Origin of the sequence: Arthrobacter sp. MA-N2, from assembly GCF_000517125.1 — a bacterium.
Classification (GTDB): Bacteria; Actinomycetota; Actinomycetes; order Actinomycetales; family Micrococcaceae; genus Arthrobacter; species Arthrobacter methylotrophus.
In genome coordinates this window covers 92483-107869 of record NZ_KI912157.1, presented here as the reverse complement: position 1 = coordinate 107869, position 15387 = coordinate 92483, and the positions used below count along the sequence as shown (strand labels likewise).

The following is a 15387-nucleotide window of genomic DNA, read 5'->3' as shown; positions in this document are numbered from 1 at the left end:
TGTGGCTGATGGGCTTTCCGGTATCAACGATCGGAGGCCGTGCGTGGATGATGTTGAGCAGTTCGTGGAGTGGCTGGTTGTCATGGGCCGCAGCAGCTACACGGTCAGGTCGTACGGTCTTGGGGTGAAACACTTCCGACGATGGCTGAGTCCGAAGTCGCCGGATGAAGTGACCAAGCCGCTGATCGGCGACTATATCGGTGCGTTCGCAGCTGGCCTTGACCGGTCAGCTCAGCCGAGGGCCGCCCGGACCGTGAACCACCGGCTCGCCGCCCTTGCGGCGTTCTATGGATTCCTGATCCAGCGGGATCGACAGAACGGAAGCGGGCGCTGGGGCGAACGAGAGAACCCAGTCCCGACCGGTGAGGCCGGGCCGCTTCACGGAATGCGGGGCCGGGAGCTGCCCACCCGCGGCGCTCGGTTGGAATTCCGTCGCCGGGAGCCTCGCGTGCTTCCGAAGGACCTCGACCCGGCGGTCGCCGAAAGGATCGCCGTGGCGCAGGCCTGCGCCCGCGATCGGGCAATCGTGACGCTCCTGCTCCGCACGGGCCAGCGGATCGGCGACTGGAGCGGAGAGCACGGCCGACACGGTGTTCTTGGAATGCGATTTTGCGATGTCGACCGGCGTCGCCGCACGATCACAGTCCTGCTCAAAGGTGCACGGGACGAGCACCGGGTGCCCGTGACCGATGACTGGTGGCCGCTGCTGGATGAATACTTCACCGATGAGCGGGGCAAGACCTCAACGCAGGCATTGTGGGTAGGCCGCCGTCAGGCGGCCGGCCGGCCACTTGCCTACCCGGCGTTTGAGGCTGCGTTCCGGGCGGCCACTGCACGGATCGGAGTGCACGCGACTCCGCACATGCTCCGTCATACTGTTGCGCAGATGCTGGTCGACGTCGCGGGCCCCCACGTGGCCCAGGAGATCTTGGGGCATCGTAGTATCTCCACCACCGTCGATGAGTATGCACATGTCGACGAACGGGCAATGTTGGAGGCGCTTGTCGAGACCGCGCGCCGGCAGCGCAGGGCTCACCTCGACGTCGTGCACGCCGGGGAGCGGTATGCGTTCGCCTATTCGCCGCAGACCATCGCGGCCCTGGACTCTTTGCAGGGGCAGCGGTGATGGAGGCGCTTTCGGGGACCGGGATGCGCCCGGCCCGGGAGCTCAGGAATGAGCCGTTCGATCCCAAAGTGGTGATGGATCCGGTGGTTCTGGCCATCGAATCGTGGGAGTGGGATCCGCGGCGTCGGCGTGAGGCCCGCCAGGCGACTGAACGGCTCCTGAAGTCTCCGCCTGCTGGGTGTGCGACGCTGCAGCAATGGTGGGAAGTCATCGAACCGGATCTCATCCGACACTCGCCCGAACGTGGCAGGGCGCTGTTTATGGGACGATTCGTGCGCCCGAGCTGGGCCATGGCAGCCGCCGTGAGAGTCGAGACTTGGGTGCGGGTCCTGCCACCGGAGGATCCGCTGCGGCAGGCGAGGGAGCGCCTGATTGTTGCCTGCGGGCAGATCTCATGGGCGTCGCCGAAGGGGCGGTCAAGGGCGGTCCGCACTGCCCTGCGGCTAATGGTCGCGTGCGACTACGACAGCCTGTCCGAGCTGACCGACGATGACCTGCGGATACCCAGCAAAGGTGCAAACGGCACCGACATTCTGGATGCGGCGTTGTGCCTGCTTGGCGTCTTCGACCGGTCGCCGCGACGCGGCACAACGCGCCATAAGGCGCGACCTCCCCGATCGATCCCGGAACTGGTTCAAGCCGGTGTTCCGGAGCCATTCCAGGCGGTCACCGTCGCTTACATGAATGCCTACTCACAGCGCATCAGCGCCAACTACAGCACGCTCCGGACGAAGATCCGCTCCCTGGCCTACTTCTGGAAATACCTGAGGGAAGAACATCCCGAGGTCACCGAGTGCCGGAACGTCCTTCCGCGGCACGCACGCGGATTCGTGCCCTGGGCGCTGGCTACCGCCCGAACCGTCCAGCGGAGCACGGCAACGAAGGGCACTGCCGACCGGACAACCACCTACGACTGGCTTGTGGATGTCCGGTCGTTCTTCACCGACTTGTGCACGTGGGGCACCGAACCAGGCTCCGAGCTCGCTGGCCACGTGCCTACAGTGGTCCCGCTGACGACGCACGATCTTAATGATGGTGGGTTCGCCGCTGCACGGGCTCGAACCACGGCACGAATGACAGCAACGGTAATGGACCTGAGCCGCGAGATCCCGAACATCCGCGCTTTCGCTTTGCGCCGCTGGCACGAAGCCGCACAGCAGCTCGAGACCGGTCCGGGCGACCGGAAAGCCCTAAGGGCCGAACGCGACCGGTTCTGGGATTGGGCATTGCTCGAACTGCTCCTGACCAGCGGTCTGAGGGTCGAAGAAGCGTGTGAGCTAACGACGCTCGACGTGCTCAAACGCCATCTTCCCGACGGCCGGGTCTACTACATGCTCCACATCAAGCCGTCGAAGTACGACCGGGCACGGGTCATCCCGATCGGCGACGGCCTCGGGCGCGTGATCGCCGAAATCATCGCCCACGTCAAAGGGTTCTACCGCTCCGATGCAGTGCCGCCATGCGACCGCCGTGACGAGAGCGCCAAAGTTCCACTGCCCACCGCTCCATACCTGCTGCAGGGGTCAGGCCATCCAAGCGCGATGTCGATCCAGGCAGTGCGCCAACGGCTCCAAGCACTCTCAGTAGAAGCTGGCGCGCGGCACGCGGACGGGGCACCGCTGCGGCTGTCTCCACACGACTGCAGGCGGGCTTTCGCCACGGAACACCTGAATAACAACACCCCGGTGCACGTCATCGCGGCCCTGCTCGGCCATGCCGGCATCGACACAGTAATGATCTACGCCAAGACCTACCCCGACACCATCGTCGAAGGCTACCGGGCCAGCATGCGCGGACTCTACACAGACATCTACGACGACGCCGCGCTCCGGGCACCAACCGCCGAGGAATGGAGAGCATTCAGCGCAAGCTGCAGCCTCCGTGACATGGGCACACACCTTTGCGCGCTACCGACAGGCGAGCACTGCAGCCGCGGTCTCGTCTGCCTCGGATGCACCCACGCGCAACCAAAGAAATCCGCCGCACCCGTTTTTCGCCGAATGATCGCCTCCCACACCCGCGCCCTGGCCAAAGCACGCGAAACAGGAGAACCCTCAGGACAGATCGCAGCCCGGGAGCTCGAGATCGAACGGCTCCGCAGTGCACTCCACCGAGCCCAAGAACTCGACGACGACGTAGCCCACGCCCTCGAATCAGCCGGATAAGAGTCCGTGCGGCCCCGCACCCACCGGCCACAGGACGTTCCTGCCCGGTCCGGCGTTGGATGGGTCCGTCCGCCGGCGCGCTAGGGTTCATCCATGGTCGAAAGCGAACAGCCCGGAGATGACGTTGTTTTCTACTTCCCCGTGGAAGGGCTACGTATTTCCTCAGCGATCAAGATCGGAGCCGGCTCGTTCATCCCCGGCGCCGACGCGCCGAACAAGATTCCCCCGTTGGATCCTGGCCTCGACAAATTCAAGCATCAACACGAGCGGCACAGCAGATTTCTAGAGGACCTCGCAGCGAGTTCGTTCTATGAGGTTTCCGCGAACTCACGCGATGAAGCCTTTTCCTTGACCGATAATGCCATCCATTTGTTGCGCCTCTTCTATCACTATCAGGGACGGATGGGAGCAGCTCATCCAGCGTTCGGGCTCCCAGGGCAGACGTCGACAGCCAACACATCGTTTCTGCAACGCACACGGGAACATGTCACCCCGGGCTGGCACAGGGACGGTCATGTCCTAGGCGTGGAGATACCGGAAAAGATTCTCGAGGAATTTCGATCGTCAAAGGCATTCGCCTTTGCATCGGATGCCATAGCCACCCTGACTCCGTCGGAGGGCGCTGAAAGCAAGGCTGCGGTTGGAATAGAGCTCATGTCCCAGGCTCTGATCGGGCTTAACCACAGCGTGAACGTGATGCACTGGGTCCAAGCCTTGGAAGCCATGATCACAGACCGTTCCACGAGTGCGCAGACATTTCACTTTGCCCGCCGCGGTGCGTTCTTCGGTTGTGGTCGGCTAAATGACTCTCTCTGCGGACGCGACCGAAACATCTGCAAGGCGCTAAAGCAGGACCCCGCGGACAACGGCCACCGAACGATTCTGAAGAAGCTCGTGAACGGGACAGATACGACCGAGCGGCTGTGTCTGGAATGGATCCAGCTAATGGACTGGTACGACGCGCGATCCGACTACGCCCACGGTGGACTCATGCGGGACCCCTCGACGGGAGTCGCCCGCGACGCTGCGAAGCTCGATTTGGACATTAGGACATGGATCTTAAACTTCTACCTGGTGCCCATCTTGACCTGGCTTAGCGAGCACGCAAAGCATCCAGTGGCAGATCTTGACCATGCCCTCGCCTCCCTCGCGGGGGCTGCTTCAGCCACGGACTCTTAAGACAAGAGGTCGTCGATGCAGAGCAGGTCGACGCGGCCGTAGCGGGCGATGGTTTTGGCCAGCATCTTTTCGTCGGCGGCTTCGACGAGTTCGTTCACGAGCCTGGTCGCCAGGGTGTATTTGACCCGGTAGCCCTTCTCTGCCGCGGCCGTGCCAAGGCCGATGAGTAGATGGGATTTTCCCGTCCCGGAGTCCCCGATGAGGCAAAGTGGTGCACCTTTGCGGATCCAGTCCCCGGTCGCGAGGGTGTGGATGGTGGCGGGGTTGATGTTCGGGTTGGCGTCGAAGTCGAAATCCCCGAGCCACTTGTCCCGGGGGAAGTTGGCGGCTTTGACGCGGCGGATGGAGGAGCGCCGATCCCGGTCATCACACTCGGCCAGCAGTAGCTCGGCCAGGAACCCCTGATAGCTGAGTTGTTCTTTGCCGGCGACGCTCAGGGCCTCGTCCAGGACTGCCCGGACCGTGGGCAGGCGCAGCCGGCGGCAGGCCTGGTCCACGGCAGCGACGGCGGCCTGTTCGGTCAGGCCGCGCCGCCGGCGCAGGGTCGGCGTGATGGTGGTGGCCGGTGCGGTGGGACTCATGAGATGTTCTCCTTCGACGCTGTTCCTGCGGGGTGTTCGGTGCGTTTGGCCAGCAGCTCGTCGTAGGCGCTGACCGATGGCAGGGGCCGTGTGTCCGGCGGGAGCCCTGCGATGACGGCGGCCGGGTCCATGAGCCGGCGCTGGGTGAGACTGACAACCCGTTGCACATTGACTTCATCGTGAGCACCGGGATGTCGGTCCGAACCGGACCCACCCCCGGAAGCAACCGTTGCGTGTCTGCGGGCTTCGACTGCGACGACATCGGCACTGACAGCCCCCACCCCCAGCGCCGCGGTGATCCCTGCCTGGACATCGGCGGCGTACATGGAACGGTGGAGCAGTAGCACGTCGATGAGTTCACGGGTGCCGTCGGCATCGCCGTTGACCCGGCGGGACGCCGCCCAGAACGCCTCATGGGCACTGGTGAACGTCCCGGACTCCCGCGCCCGGGCCAGAGCGGTGGAACCGGGCAACGCACCGGGCTTGGTCTTGAGGACCTCCAGGTAGTGATCCAGCTGCACCGACTGCCCACCTTTGGCAACGATCCGCGGATGCCTGGCGGCCACGGTGCGGCCGTCGAACACTACGACCTCGGAGGCCCGCAGGGACACCCGGACTTTCCGGCCGATGAACCGGGCCGGGACGGAATACTTCACCATCCGCACGGTGATCAGCGAGGACCGGTCCACCCGCGGTGTCAGGACAAGGCCCGGGTCGAAGACCTCTGCCGGCAGCGGCGCCAGGAGCGGCTGCTCGGCGGCGAGGTCCTGGCCGATGGTGCGGATCCTGTCATTGATCCGCCGGGCATCGTCCAGGGCTTCCCAGGCCCGGATGCGGTCGTTGAGCTCATCCAGAGACTCAGCGACAGGCATGGGCGAGAGCCGGTTGCGGCGGAACCACCCCACCTCGCCCTCGACCCCGCCCTTCTCATGAGCTCCGGCGATACCGGGCTGACAGTAGAACGGGTCGAAACCAAATTCTCTGAACTCGCTCGAAAGGGATGGCTGGCGCTGTCGGTGATGATCAAATTTTCTTGGCGGAGGGCAACCCGAGAGAGACAGTCGGTTGGCCCGTCCGGCGCCGTTGAGCCTGGGCGAGTTTGTCTTCGGCTCCTGCGAGACTGACTTGCAGGCCTTCGATCTCGCCGATCCATCCTTCCCGTTCAGCCTCGGCGATGCGGGCAAGGAGGTTGTCGCGGATCTCGAGGAGCCGGCCATGCTGGGCAGGGTCGGGCCAAAGCATCGGGCAGCGGATGCAGGCGTGCTCGTGGATGCAAGGTGTTCCGAACGCTCGTCCGCAGGTCCCGGCCGCGACTTTGCGTTTCTCGAAGTGCCCGAGGAACTCTTTCCATTCTTCTTCGGTGGGGGTGCGGTATTCCTCGCTGGGCCGTAGCGACCGTCTGCGGGCGAGGAATGCCAGGTGGGCGTCGATGGCCTCGGTGGGGTAGACGGCCTTGTAGCCCATGGTGACGTTGATGTCTCGGTGGCCGGCAATGATCTGCGCGATGTGTGGCGGCAGCCCACTGAGGACGGCTTCGGTGATGAACAGCCTTCTAAAGTCGTGCGGTGTGAAGTGCAGCGGTTCTCCCGTGACGGGATTGACCAGGCCGGAATGTTCCAAGGCTGCGGTGAGCAGTTTGCGGATCAGTCCCGCGCTCATCGCGCGGTGCTCGCCCACGACGCGGCGCTGGAAAAGGAGAGGCGCCGCTGGTCTCCAGACTCGCTCGTGGTCGTCGTATGCTTCGACCAGCGGAATGGCTCCGGTCTTCGGGTTCTGGACGCGGCGGATGATCAGGCTGAGGACGTCGGCTAGTTCGGGACTGACCACCAGCAGCCGCTCGGTATCGGTCTTTGACGGCGCGATCTGCAGCAAGGGAACGATTTCTCCGGTGGTGGGCAGCCGGTATTGGATCAGACTGTGGTGGGACAGTTCGGTGAGTTCCTCGACGCGGATCCCGGTAGCCCGAAGGGTCTCGACGGCGGCGAAAGCCCAGAACGCGTGTTCTTCCTCGCGACCCAAATCGCGCCGCTGACCGGTGTCGGGTTCGACTGCCCAGATCTTCACGGCAGCCGCTCGGGATGGAGCCACTCGCATCAGGTTTTGACCGGCCGCGGTGAACGTCGCTCCCGGGGCCGTCCGGGTTGCTGATTCGAACAGTTCGGCGGCTTCCTTCCGGCGCCGGTTCACGCTCTCGACCAGGACTGGCAGGACCGGTAGGCGTTCTCGCGTGCGGGCGTCCATGCGGGACTTCAGGTGGCGCTTGGCCTTCCGGCGGTCGATCTCCTCCCTTCCGATCGGGCAAGGGGCGACCCAGTGCGCCCAGCGGGCCGGGTCCTCGACGGCCCACTGAGCCAGGTCGAGGTAGAGCGCCCGGACAGGAGTCAGGCATTCGCGGTAACTGACCCGCTCGACTTCGGCATCACGTTTACGGCCATCGGAGTCGGTGACGGAACGGGTGATGGTGCGCAGTCTCCGCTTCCAGGCCGCGGCGACGCCGGCGGGGAGGTCGAGGCTGTCAATGCCCGGGTGATGGCGTTCCAGATCGGCCCAGAACAGCCCCGCCAAGTGGTAGGTGATCGAGGTCAGACTACTGTAGTCGAGGCTTGCCTGGCGTTCCTTGAGGTAAGCGATCAAGAGACCGCGGATGTGGTCGGAAGAGAGTTGGTACTGGTCGATCATCTGTTCGGGGGTTTTCTGTCCGGCGACGCGCAAGTGGCGCAACGTGGCTGGCGCGTCGGGTCCGAAGGAGCCCATCTCGTGCAGCAGCCGGTAGAACAGGCCGGTCGAGCCGATAGTGGTGCCGCGCGTGGAGGCTTCGGCGTCCAATACTTCCACGACATCACCGGGGGTGATGTCGCTGATCGTCCCGCCCATGGCCGAGACCAGCGCGGCGGCGCGGTATAGGTTGCGGGTCAGTGCAGTCTGGGAGACGTTCGGGTCGGCGGTGCATTTGGCCCGGAGTTCGGCGAATCCGGCAGGGTCGCGCATGGCCGCCATAGTCCGGGCCAAGGACCCGGACCCGAATGCCGCGATGCAGAGCCAGGAGAGTGAGGGGCGGATCAGGTCGGCGCCGAATACGATGTGGAGCGAGCGGAGGAACTGTTCGTCATTCCATTGGCTCTCCCTGCCTAGGTTTCGCAGCCAGGCCAGGGGAATCTGCCGCCAGGGCCGACCTGCTGCTTCAACGCCGGTCGCCGACCATCGTTCCTGCCACGTCGCGCCCGGATGCTCGTCAAGCCAGTCCAGAACCCATTGACTGCCCTGACGGGGGATCTTGATGTGATCGCTCGCCTCTACATGTCGCGATCTCATGCGGGTCAACGCTGCGTCCCGGTCCAGCATCGTTGCAGCCCAGCGCGTGGCGGTCGGCCGGGCCCGAAGTGATTCGCTCAGCAGTGGTGCGGTGACCTGCTGGGTACTGCGGTGAGCTTTGGGATCGTCAACGACCAGGACAGTCATAGTCATGTGACCTTCCGAACAGGATTTGCAGGGTCTCGGGCGCATAGCCCGGTGCCGGCGCTGGAACTGCCCGGCGCTCGGCTTGGCGGGTCTGTTGCTCGTGGTGCTCCAAGACCCGCCGGATTACTTCCTGCTTGCGCGGAGTGAGGTAGATCTGCGTGGTCGTCAGCAGCGCGTGCCCGAGCACGAACTGGACATCGGTCAATGGCAGATTCGGGTCTTCGGCCATCCGGTAGGCCGCCGTATGCCGCAGCCCGTGGAGCGTCGCATCGCTCCCTGCCGCACGGACCGCCCGCTCGAACATTCGGTGCGCCGCATGGTAAGTCAGGGGACGATAGGGCTCCCGGAGCGTCCACCAGATCGGCATCGATCGCCCTTTCGGCAGGCGTCCTTGCATCTCGAGCTCATAGAGCCGGAGCCAAACGAACGCGTCAGTTGAAGCCGGCAGCTCCTGACTCGCCCCCGAGCCTTTCCGGATCACTGTGATCACCTGCCGGCCCGGATCAACACCGCTGCGCAGGGCCGACAACAGCTCCGAGGCCCTGGCCCCGGTGGAGACATAGAAGGCAACCAGCGCACGATCCCGATGTGAGGGCAGGCGCGCAAAGATCTCGTTGAATTTCGCGTCAGGAATGCTGCGCGGGATCCTCGAGGCAAGTCGCGGCCGGAACAGGCCGCTGCGTTCGTTTCGGTGGGGCTCCATTGGATTGTGATGGGCATGCGCACGACCCCCGCGCCGTGGACGCTCCAACGGGAACGGGTTGAGCAGTGGCCCGGTTCCTGTGTCGAGGTGGAAGTCGTAGAACCGGCGCAGCACCGTCTCGGTGTGTGCCCGGACCGCGGGCGAATACGGGACCGGCTTCGCCCGGCGCTTCACTGATTCGCCGGGCCTGCGCCAATGCGATCGTTGCGGCTTGCCCGATACCAGCATCCAGCGGGCGAAGTCACGGGCCTCGACCCGGCTCGCCCGGTTCCAGGCGACGTCGATCTCCCAGAGGAAGCGGAACCACCGCAGCAGGTCCATCCCGTAGGAACGCAGCGTCGAGGCCGATCTGCCTGCCGCCTGCAACTCGTCGAAGAACGCCGATACCGCCGCGATCGGTGCGCCTCCGGCATCAACTAGCCGACACGGCCGACACAGGTCCCCTGTGCTTTCAACCGCCCCTACCAGCGGCACCGACAGTCGAGCCAGGTCTCTGTCCACGTCTTCGCTCATCACAAGACAGACCGTAGTCAGCGAACCAGAATCTAGGCGTCAACCAGCACAAACGCGTGTCGTAGTTCAGTAAACGGGTAGTGGGAGCGGAACAGAACCCACCGGTCATTTTCCAGGCGCTGCCGGCCCTGCCCGAACACCACCGCGGTGACCGCGCTGGTGAGATTGTCATACCGGATGTGCTTGGTCGGGATACCGCCCAAGACCTGGAACGCTTCGATGTGGCCTTCCAGAAAGGCTTCCTGGGCCTGCGTCGGGTAGATCCGGTGGATGGCCTTGCCCGAGTGGGAGAGCCGAAAGACGAACATGTGGCACTTGGTCTTGACCCCATTCAGGACGACCCAGAGTTCCCCGAAGTCCACCTCGGCCTCCGCGCCCGGGGCGTGTTCCTGCGGGACAAACACTTCCACCCGGCGGCCGGCCTCCACATCTATCTGCGCCCGGCGGACCCGCACGTAGTCTCGCACCGTCGAATACGACAGATCGGCCGCTCCGCGCTCCTCAATGAGCCGGGCCAGGATCCTCTTGGCGGTGTGGCGCTGCTTCCTCGGCGCGGTGGTGTCCTCGGTCAGCATGGCATCGATCGCCGTCTTGAAAGGGTCCAGCCGGGGCGATGACCTCATTGGCGTCTTCCGCGCCGGCGGGAGAGGATCCGACAATGCCTGCCGGACTGTGTCCCTGCCGATCTGATACCGCTTTGCCAGCCCACGGATCGACAGGCCCTCAACGCGGGCGTCTCTGCGGATCCTGGCAAACAGCTCCATGCGCACCCTCATCCGGACCTCCCAATGCTCGCTTTCATCAGATGAAAACAACACTGGGGGTGGTCCTGACTCAAACCGTCACAAGCAACCGGCGAGTCGTGGGTGGTCCTGGTTCAAGCCGTCACACCGGTCCTGAATCAAACTGCCATATTCAGCCCAGTTCAGAAGGGAGCAACTCTCCGGAGAAATCATGGACACCATGGCCGAAGCGCAGTATTTGGCCGAGGAATGGAAAGCTATCTACAATCATGAACGGCCCCACGGATCCCTGGACGGCATGACGCCGAAACGCTACTGGGAAAACTGGACGCAAGAAAACCAATTAGCTATCGCATAGACGCTGGACTGCTAACGGGGGCCCAACCACCCTCACCCCGGCGCCGGCGCGACCGGGACGCTATTGCCAAGAGTGGCGGAAATGCCGCTCTCCCGACCGCCAGCGCAACGAGATTGGGACTAGGGTCGAAGCCCTCGTGGAGACCAACCCCCTTCATGAGGTTCTGGCCTCGGTGCTCGGAATCGGTCAGGACGCCGGCCGGCACCCGAACGCAGGTGAGGCTAAAACGCACCTGTCCCTGCCGCTCCGTTACCTCGATACAGGCGAACGCCCCAGGCTATGAGCGCCGCAGTCCGTCATAGCTGTGACGGCTCCCAAATAACACTGAGAATGGCACATCTAGCCGACAGTCACTTTCCCTGACCCACACGTGCACTGAATTAACCGAGCTGTTGGGAGTTGCGTACGCTCTAACGCCGCAACACCCAACAGCTCGTGCCGCCACCAATTTTCCAGGAGAGCGGGAACCTCAAGGGGATGCGCCAGCCGATAGGGTGTCAGGCTGGCTGCTTGATGCCAGGCGAGTCGACAATCGCACTTGCGCTTTCATCAGCGCGAACGAGGACACCCGCCCCTGGCAAAGCAGACACCCCGACGGTGTCGCCAACGGCGATGCCGGACACCGCGCTAGGTGAATCTACCCAGATATCTGTTCCATCTGCCAACTGGATTGCATATCGGAAACCTGCGCCGCGAAACATGACGCCGGCTACTTTCCCGCCCAACATTCCCTCCTGCCCTGGGGCAATGGTGATCGATTCAGGACGCAGCGAAACGAACGCCTGTTCTCCGACCGTCCAGGGCGAACTCAAGTAATGCGGGAAGAACTCGCGCGAACCCGAGGCCCACTCGATTTCCGCGTTCTCGTCACCACTGTGAATCACTCGACAGGGAACCAGACTCGTATCACCAACAAACTCTGCGACATATTGAGACTGTGGGTGGCGGTAAATCTCGAACGGGGTTCCTATTTGTTTTATTTCCCCGTGAAGCATCAACGCGACCCGGTGGCTCAAGCTCATCGCTTCATCCTGCGCGTGGGTCACGTAGATAAACGTAGTTCCCAGTCGTGCCTGAATGCTCCGTAACTCTTCCTGCATCCGCTTACGGAGCTGCAGATCCAATGCTCCTAGCGGCTCGTCCAGGAGGAGGAGCCGTGGCTCATTCACGAGTGCCCGAGCCAATGCGACCCGCTGCTGCTGGCCCCCGGATAGAAGTCGTGGGTGTCGGCCGCCGAGCGGCGTAAGATCAACCATTTCGAGCATAGCGCTGACACGGCGTCGGACTTCGCTCTCCGGGGTTTTGGAGACCCGCAACCCGTAGGCGACGTTGTCGAACACAGTCATGTGAGGAAACAAGGCATAATTCTGGAATACAAGGTTGAATGGCCGCTTGTCTGGGGGAACACGAACCAAGTCTTGGCCCCCGTACATGACTTGACCCCGGGACGGCTGTTCGAGACCACCCAAGATACGCAGCAACGTGGATTTTCCACACCCTGAAGGTCCGAGCAACGTCAGGAACTCCCCTTCCTCGATCTCTAGATCAATCGGCCCCAACGCCGTCGTACCGCCGAAGTCCTTTCCGACGCCCTGCAATGAAACCAAGCTCATCGTTTACTGCCCCTTAATGCATTTACAAGGCTGCCGCGGAGCAAAACCGCGACGCCGCCGATGATCAACAATGATGCGACTAAGAGCATTACAGCCAGCGCATTGATGCCTGGCGTCAGTCCTCTCCGGATCTGGCCTAATACCCATACGGGCAATGTGGTCCCCGTACCTATCGTGAAGTTGGTGACTAACAGCTCGTCAAGAGACACAGCGGCGGCCAACAAAGCCGCGGCGATCAGCGATGGTTTAAGCAACGTGAGGGTCATGTCAAAGAAGACCTTGAGCTGACTCGCTCCGAGGTCCCTGGCAGCCTCTTCGATTCGTATATCCATAGAGAGCAGCCGCGATCGCAGCACCAGAACAATGTAAGGCGTTGCTATAAGAATGTGTGCGAGGGCACTGGCTGCCAGGCCGACTTCCAGATTCAGGAAGGCGGCCGCTGTAAGAAGTGCTATTCCAATCATAACGCCCGGCACTGCTACCGGAGCGTAGACCGCCGGCGTCAGTGCGGCCGAGGTCAGACGGCGCCGACGACTCCGGACCAGTACGAATGCCGTGGGTACCCCAAGAGCTAGACCACCAACCACCGACGCACCCATGAGAATCAGACTGTTCCCCAAAGCCGCATCGAATCCCGTCGTCTGAATAATGGACGCGTACCAGTGGCCCGTGAAGCCCGTGAACGGAAGACTCGGAACTGGCGAACTATTAAAGGAGAACGCGATGAGGACCAGTAGGGGTGCAGCAAGGAATATCAGAATAAGTACGGATGCTATCTGCACTATCGGGAATCGACGGAAAAGCGAGGTCCGAGTACCTGTCAGAAGATTCTTACCATTCGGAATTCCCCGGGCACCAGCCATAAGATGCCGGAAACGCGAGGCTGTAGCGGGGATCATAGCCGCTACGCCTTTCTGCAGGAGCCCGAAGCAGCCGAGGGCAACAAAGACGGACCCGACGGCTACGAATGCCAACGCAGCACCCAAAGGCAGGTTCGCCGCACCGCCGAATTGGTCCTTGATGACCGATCCCACCATCTGGCCGGAGATACCTCCAACAAGCTGCGGGGTGATGTAGTCAGTCGTCGCTAATACAAAGGTGAGGGCGAAAGCTGCCTTCATTGCAGGCATCGCCAATGGGACCGTGATCTGCAACATGCGCCGAACGCGTCCCGCTCCCAAATCCTGGGCGGCTTCCACGATGCGGGGATCGATATCTTGCAGGCCGCCGTAAATGACCAATGTTGCGATTGGCAAGTACACGTACACCAGCGTCACGACAATCGCGAAATAGCCATAGAACAAGAATCCAATCGGCTTATCTACGATGTGCAGGGACATCAGCGTGCTGTTTACGATCCCGTTGGTGCCGAGGATCGTACCCCACGCGTAGACCCGAACGATGTATGACGCCAGCAACGACAGTGCGATAGCGAACAATACCGGCTTTCCAAACCTGCCCAGTCTGAAGGTAATAGCGTATGCGAGGACGAACGCCAGGACAGTCATACAAGCAGCCGCAATGGCGCCAACTGCAAGGCTTTTTGCGATCAATGTCAGATATAGCGGCGAACCCAAGACCTCGGCGTAGTTCGCCGCAGTGATATTTCTGGTTACCGTGAAGAACCCCGCCTCCCAGAAGCTGTAGAGCGCCAAGATCGCCAATGGAAGGGCAAGGACACCCAGGACGTATACCCAAAATGGTAACGCGAGTAACGCTAGCTTTTCCTTACGGTCTGCTGTTTGCCGAGGGACGTCAGCGGTCAGGTTCATAGAGCCTTGAACCTTTCCCATGCCTTGATCCATTCCGGGAATGAAACAAAGCCACTGTTGTTGTCAAACGGCACGCCGGGCTGGAGCGGTGCCTTGCTGAGAATCGCGTCCAGGCTGGAGAACTGAAGCTCCTTTGGTACGCCGTACAGTGCACTGTCGACAACTGGGAAGGACCAGGCCTTGGTCGCTAAGGCCGCCTGCGCACCCGTCTCCAGCGTGTTATTGATGAAGGACAAAGCCACCGGTATATCCGCCCCCCGCACCACGGTGCAGCAATCCAGGTAAGACCACGATCCAAGAAGGCTCGTTTCCATTTTTGCGCCCGCTTTACGTGCATCCAGGAACGAAGACGCGTAACACGGCAAATCAACCCAAATGTCGCCACGGGCTAGAAGCGCCGGCTCCTCGCCATACTGATGCAAGGTGAGGAGCTGTGACTTGAAACGATTGAGGGTGTCAACGACCTTTTGGAATTCGTTCGGCTTCAGCTTCTGCGGGTCCGCGTAACCGAGGAGGCGTGCAAACGTGGTGATTACGGCGTATGGGTCATCCGGGAGTCCCACTTTTCTCGCAAGCTTCGGGGAGAAAAGGTCATCCAGGCTCTTTGGTTCGGTCGTGAATCGCGCGTCCCACTGCATATAACCGTAGCTCCATTGCAGCGGGATGCTGAGTACCGAACCATTCCGGCTTATCTCGGGCCAGTTCCGGAACGTTGGGTTGATATTTTCCCAGTTGGACAACAACGCCGGGTTCGTTGGAATGACTCGTTTGGCTGCCAGTAGCTGGTCGTCGTATCCATTCGTCATAGTGACGAGGTCGATTGCGCCCGGCTGCGCCGTCTTTGTAATGGTGTCTTCATTACCTCCGATGTAACCCCACTGGCTTTTTACATTGGCAGTATCGAGCTCCGGTGCATGATAGAACTGCCAGCCAATTATTTTTGCAGTCCCACGCGCGTTGGTGACTTGGTCCAGGGTGATACCTGCGTCGGGCGCTGCTGCGGCGTCGGCGCTGGCGTTGCTGCCGCAACCCGAAAGGGTTTCGGCAAGTCCGAGAGCAGTCGCTACGCCCAGCAGTTGTCCACCCCGCTTCAGCAGGAGCCTTCTTGGCAGGTAATTACCCCCTGACCGATTGTCGAGGGGCGGATCCTGCTGAAACAAATTTTTAGACATCGC

General features: G+C 62.2%; 9 protein-coding genes and 4 pseudogenes. 5 read left to right on the top strand and 8 right to left on the bottom strand.

What is annotated here, in order from left to right; all coding sequences use genetic code 11:
• Positions 1-43 precede the first annotated feature (43 nt).
• From A3M3_RS27165 to A3M3_RS0122085, 3 genes are all read left to right on the top strand, one after another.
• The gene (locus A3M3_RS27165; RefSeq protein ID WP_028265797.1) at positions 44-1126 is read left to right on the top strand and encodes a tyrosine-type recombinase/integrase; all 1083 of its coding nucleotides are present in this window, start codon (positions 44-46) and stop codon (positions 1124-1126) included.
• On the top strand, positions 1126-3291 hold the full coding sequence (locus A3M3_RS0122090) for a tyrosine-type recombinase/integrase (RefSeq protein ID WP_081736719.1): 2166 nt from the start codon (positions 1126-1128) through the stop codon (positions 3289-3291). The genes A3M3_RS27165 and A3M3_RS0122090 overlap by 1 nt, the downstream gene beginning before the upstream one ends.
• Before the next feature lie 93 nt (positions 3292-3384).
• Positions 3385-4470: a hypothetical protein gene (locus A3M3_RS0122085; protein ID WP_028265795.1), complete on the top strand. Its 1086-nt coding sequence runs from the start codon at positions 3385-3387 to the stop codon at positions 4468-4470.
• A gap of 5 nt (positions 4471-4475) precedes the next feature.
• On the opposite strand, the pseudogene A3M3_RS26470 reads toward A3M3_RS0122085, so the two are convergent.
• The 5 genes and pseudogenes from A3M3_RS26470 to istA all read right to left on the bottom strand — a co-directional run.
• Positions 4476-5051 (bottom strand): annotated as a pseudogene (locus A3M3_RS26470) (ATP-binding protein); the annotation flags it as partial.
• Positions 5048-6028: pseudogene (locus tag A3M3_RS26465) on the bottom strand (Mu transposase domain-containing protein); the annotation flags it as partial. The pseudogenes A3M3_RS26465 and A3M3_RS26470, both read right to left, overlap by 4 nt.
• A 46-nt stretch (positions 6029-6074) precedes the next feature.
• The gene (locus tag A3M3_RS0122070) at positions 6075-8516 is read right to left on the bottom strand and encodes a site-specific integrase (RefSeq protein WP_155854246.1); all 2442 of its coding nucleotides are present in this window, start codon (positions 8514-8516) and stop codon (positions 6075-6077) included.
• On the bottom strand, positions 8491-9726 hold the full coding sequence (locus A3M3_RS0122065; protein WP_028268134.1) for a tyrosine-type recombinase/integrase: 1236 nt from the start codon (positions 9724-9726) through the stop codon (positions 8491-8493). Before A3M3_RS0122065 ends, A3M3_RS0122070 begins: the two co-directional genes overlap by 26 nt.
• A gap of 71 nt (positions 9727-9797) precedes the next feature.
• A pseudogene (gene istA, locus A3M3_RS26460) lies at positions 9798-10502 on the bottom strand (IS21 family transposase); the annotation flags it as partial.
• A 136-nt stretch (positions 10503-10638) separates the two neighbouring features.
• Between istA and A3M3_RS26455 the strand changes: the two are divergent.
• Together A3M3_RS26455 and A3M3_RS28305 are read left to right on the top strand one after the other, a co-directional pair.
• Positions 10639-10827, top strand: a pseudogene (locus A3M3_RS26455) (integrase core domain-containing protein); the annotation flags it as partial.
• 136 nt (positions 10828-10963) lie between these two features.
• Entirely contained in the window at positions 10964-11110 is a 147-nt protein-coding gene (locus tag A3M3_RS28305) for a hypothetical protein (protein WP_155854515.1), read from the top strand.
• A 214-nt stretch (positions 11111-11324) separates the two neighbouring features.
• On the opposite strand, the gene A3M3_RS26450 is transcribed toward A3M3_RS28305, so the two are convergent.
• The 3 genes from A3M3_RS26450 to A3M3_RS0122040 are packed head-to-tail and all read right to left on the bottom strand — an operon-like array spanning position 11325 to position 15384.
• A complete protein-coding gene (locus A3M3_RS26450; protein WP_051423487.1) occupies positions 11325-12440 on the bottom strand; it encodes an ABC transporter ATP-binding protein in 1116 nt (371 codons plus the stop codon).
• Entirely contained in the window at positions 12437-14212 is a 1776-nt protein-coding gene (locus A3M3_RS0122045) for an ABC transporter permease subunit (RefSeq protein WP_028268133.1), read from the bottom strand. Before A3M3_RS0122045 ends, A3M3_RS26450 begins: the two co-directional genes overlap by 4 nt.
• On the bottom strand, positions 14209-15384 hold the full coding sequence (locus A3M3_RS0122040; protein ID WP_028268132.1) for an ABC transporter substrate-binding protein: 1176 nt from the start codon (positions 15382-15384) through the stop codon (positions 14209-14211). The genes A3M3_RS0122045 and A3M3_RS0122040 overlap by 4 nt, the downstream gene beginning before the upstream one ends.
• Positions 15385-15387: the final 3 nt, after the last annotated feature.

Coding starts and splice junctions, on each gene's coding strand:
- A3M3_RS0122090 (WP_081736719.1), top strand. CDS start 1,126: ATGGAGGCGCTTTCGGGGACCGGGATGCGCCCGGCCCGGGAGCTCAGG.
- A3M3_RS0122085 (WP_028265795.1), top strand. CDS start 3,385: ATGGTCGAAAGCGAACAGCCCGGAGATGACGTTGTTTTCTACTTCCCC.
- A3M3_RS0122070 (WP_155854246.1), bottom strand. CDS start 8,516: ATGACTATGACTGTCCTGGTCGTTGACGATCCCAAAGCTCACCGCAGT.
- A3M3_RS0122040 (WP_028268132.1), bottom strand. CDS start 15,384: ATGTCTAAAAATTTGTTTCAGCAGGATCCGCCCCTCGACAATCGGTCA.
- A3M3_RS0122045 (WP_028268133.1), bottom strand. CDS start 14,212: ATGAACCTGACCGCTGACGTCCCTCGGCAAACAGCAGACCGTAAGGAA.
- A3M3_RS26450 (WP_051423487.1), bottom strand. CDS start 12,440: ATGAGCTTGGTTTCATTGCAGGGCGTCGGAAAGGACTTCGGCGGTACG.
- A3M3_RS0122065 (WP_028268134.1), bottom strand. CDS start 9,726: ATGAGCGAAGACGTGGACAGAGACCTGGCTCGACTGTCGGTGCCGCTG.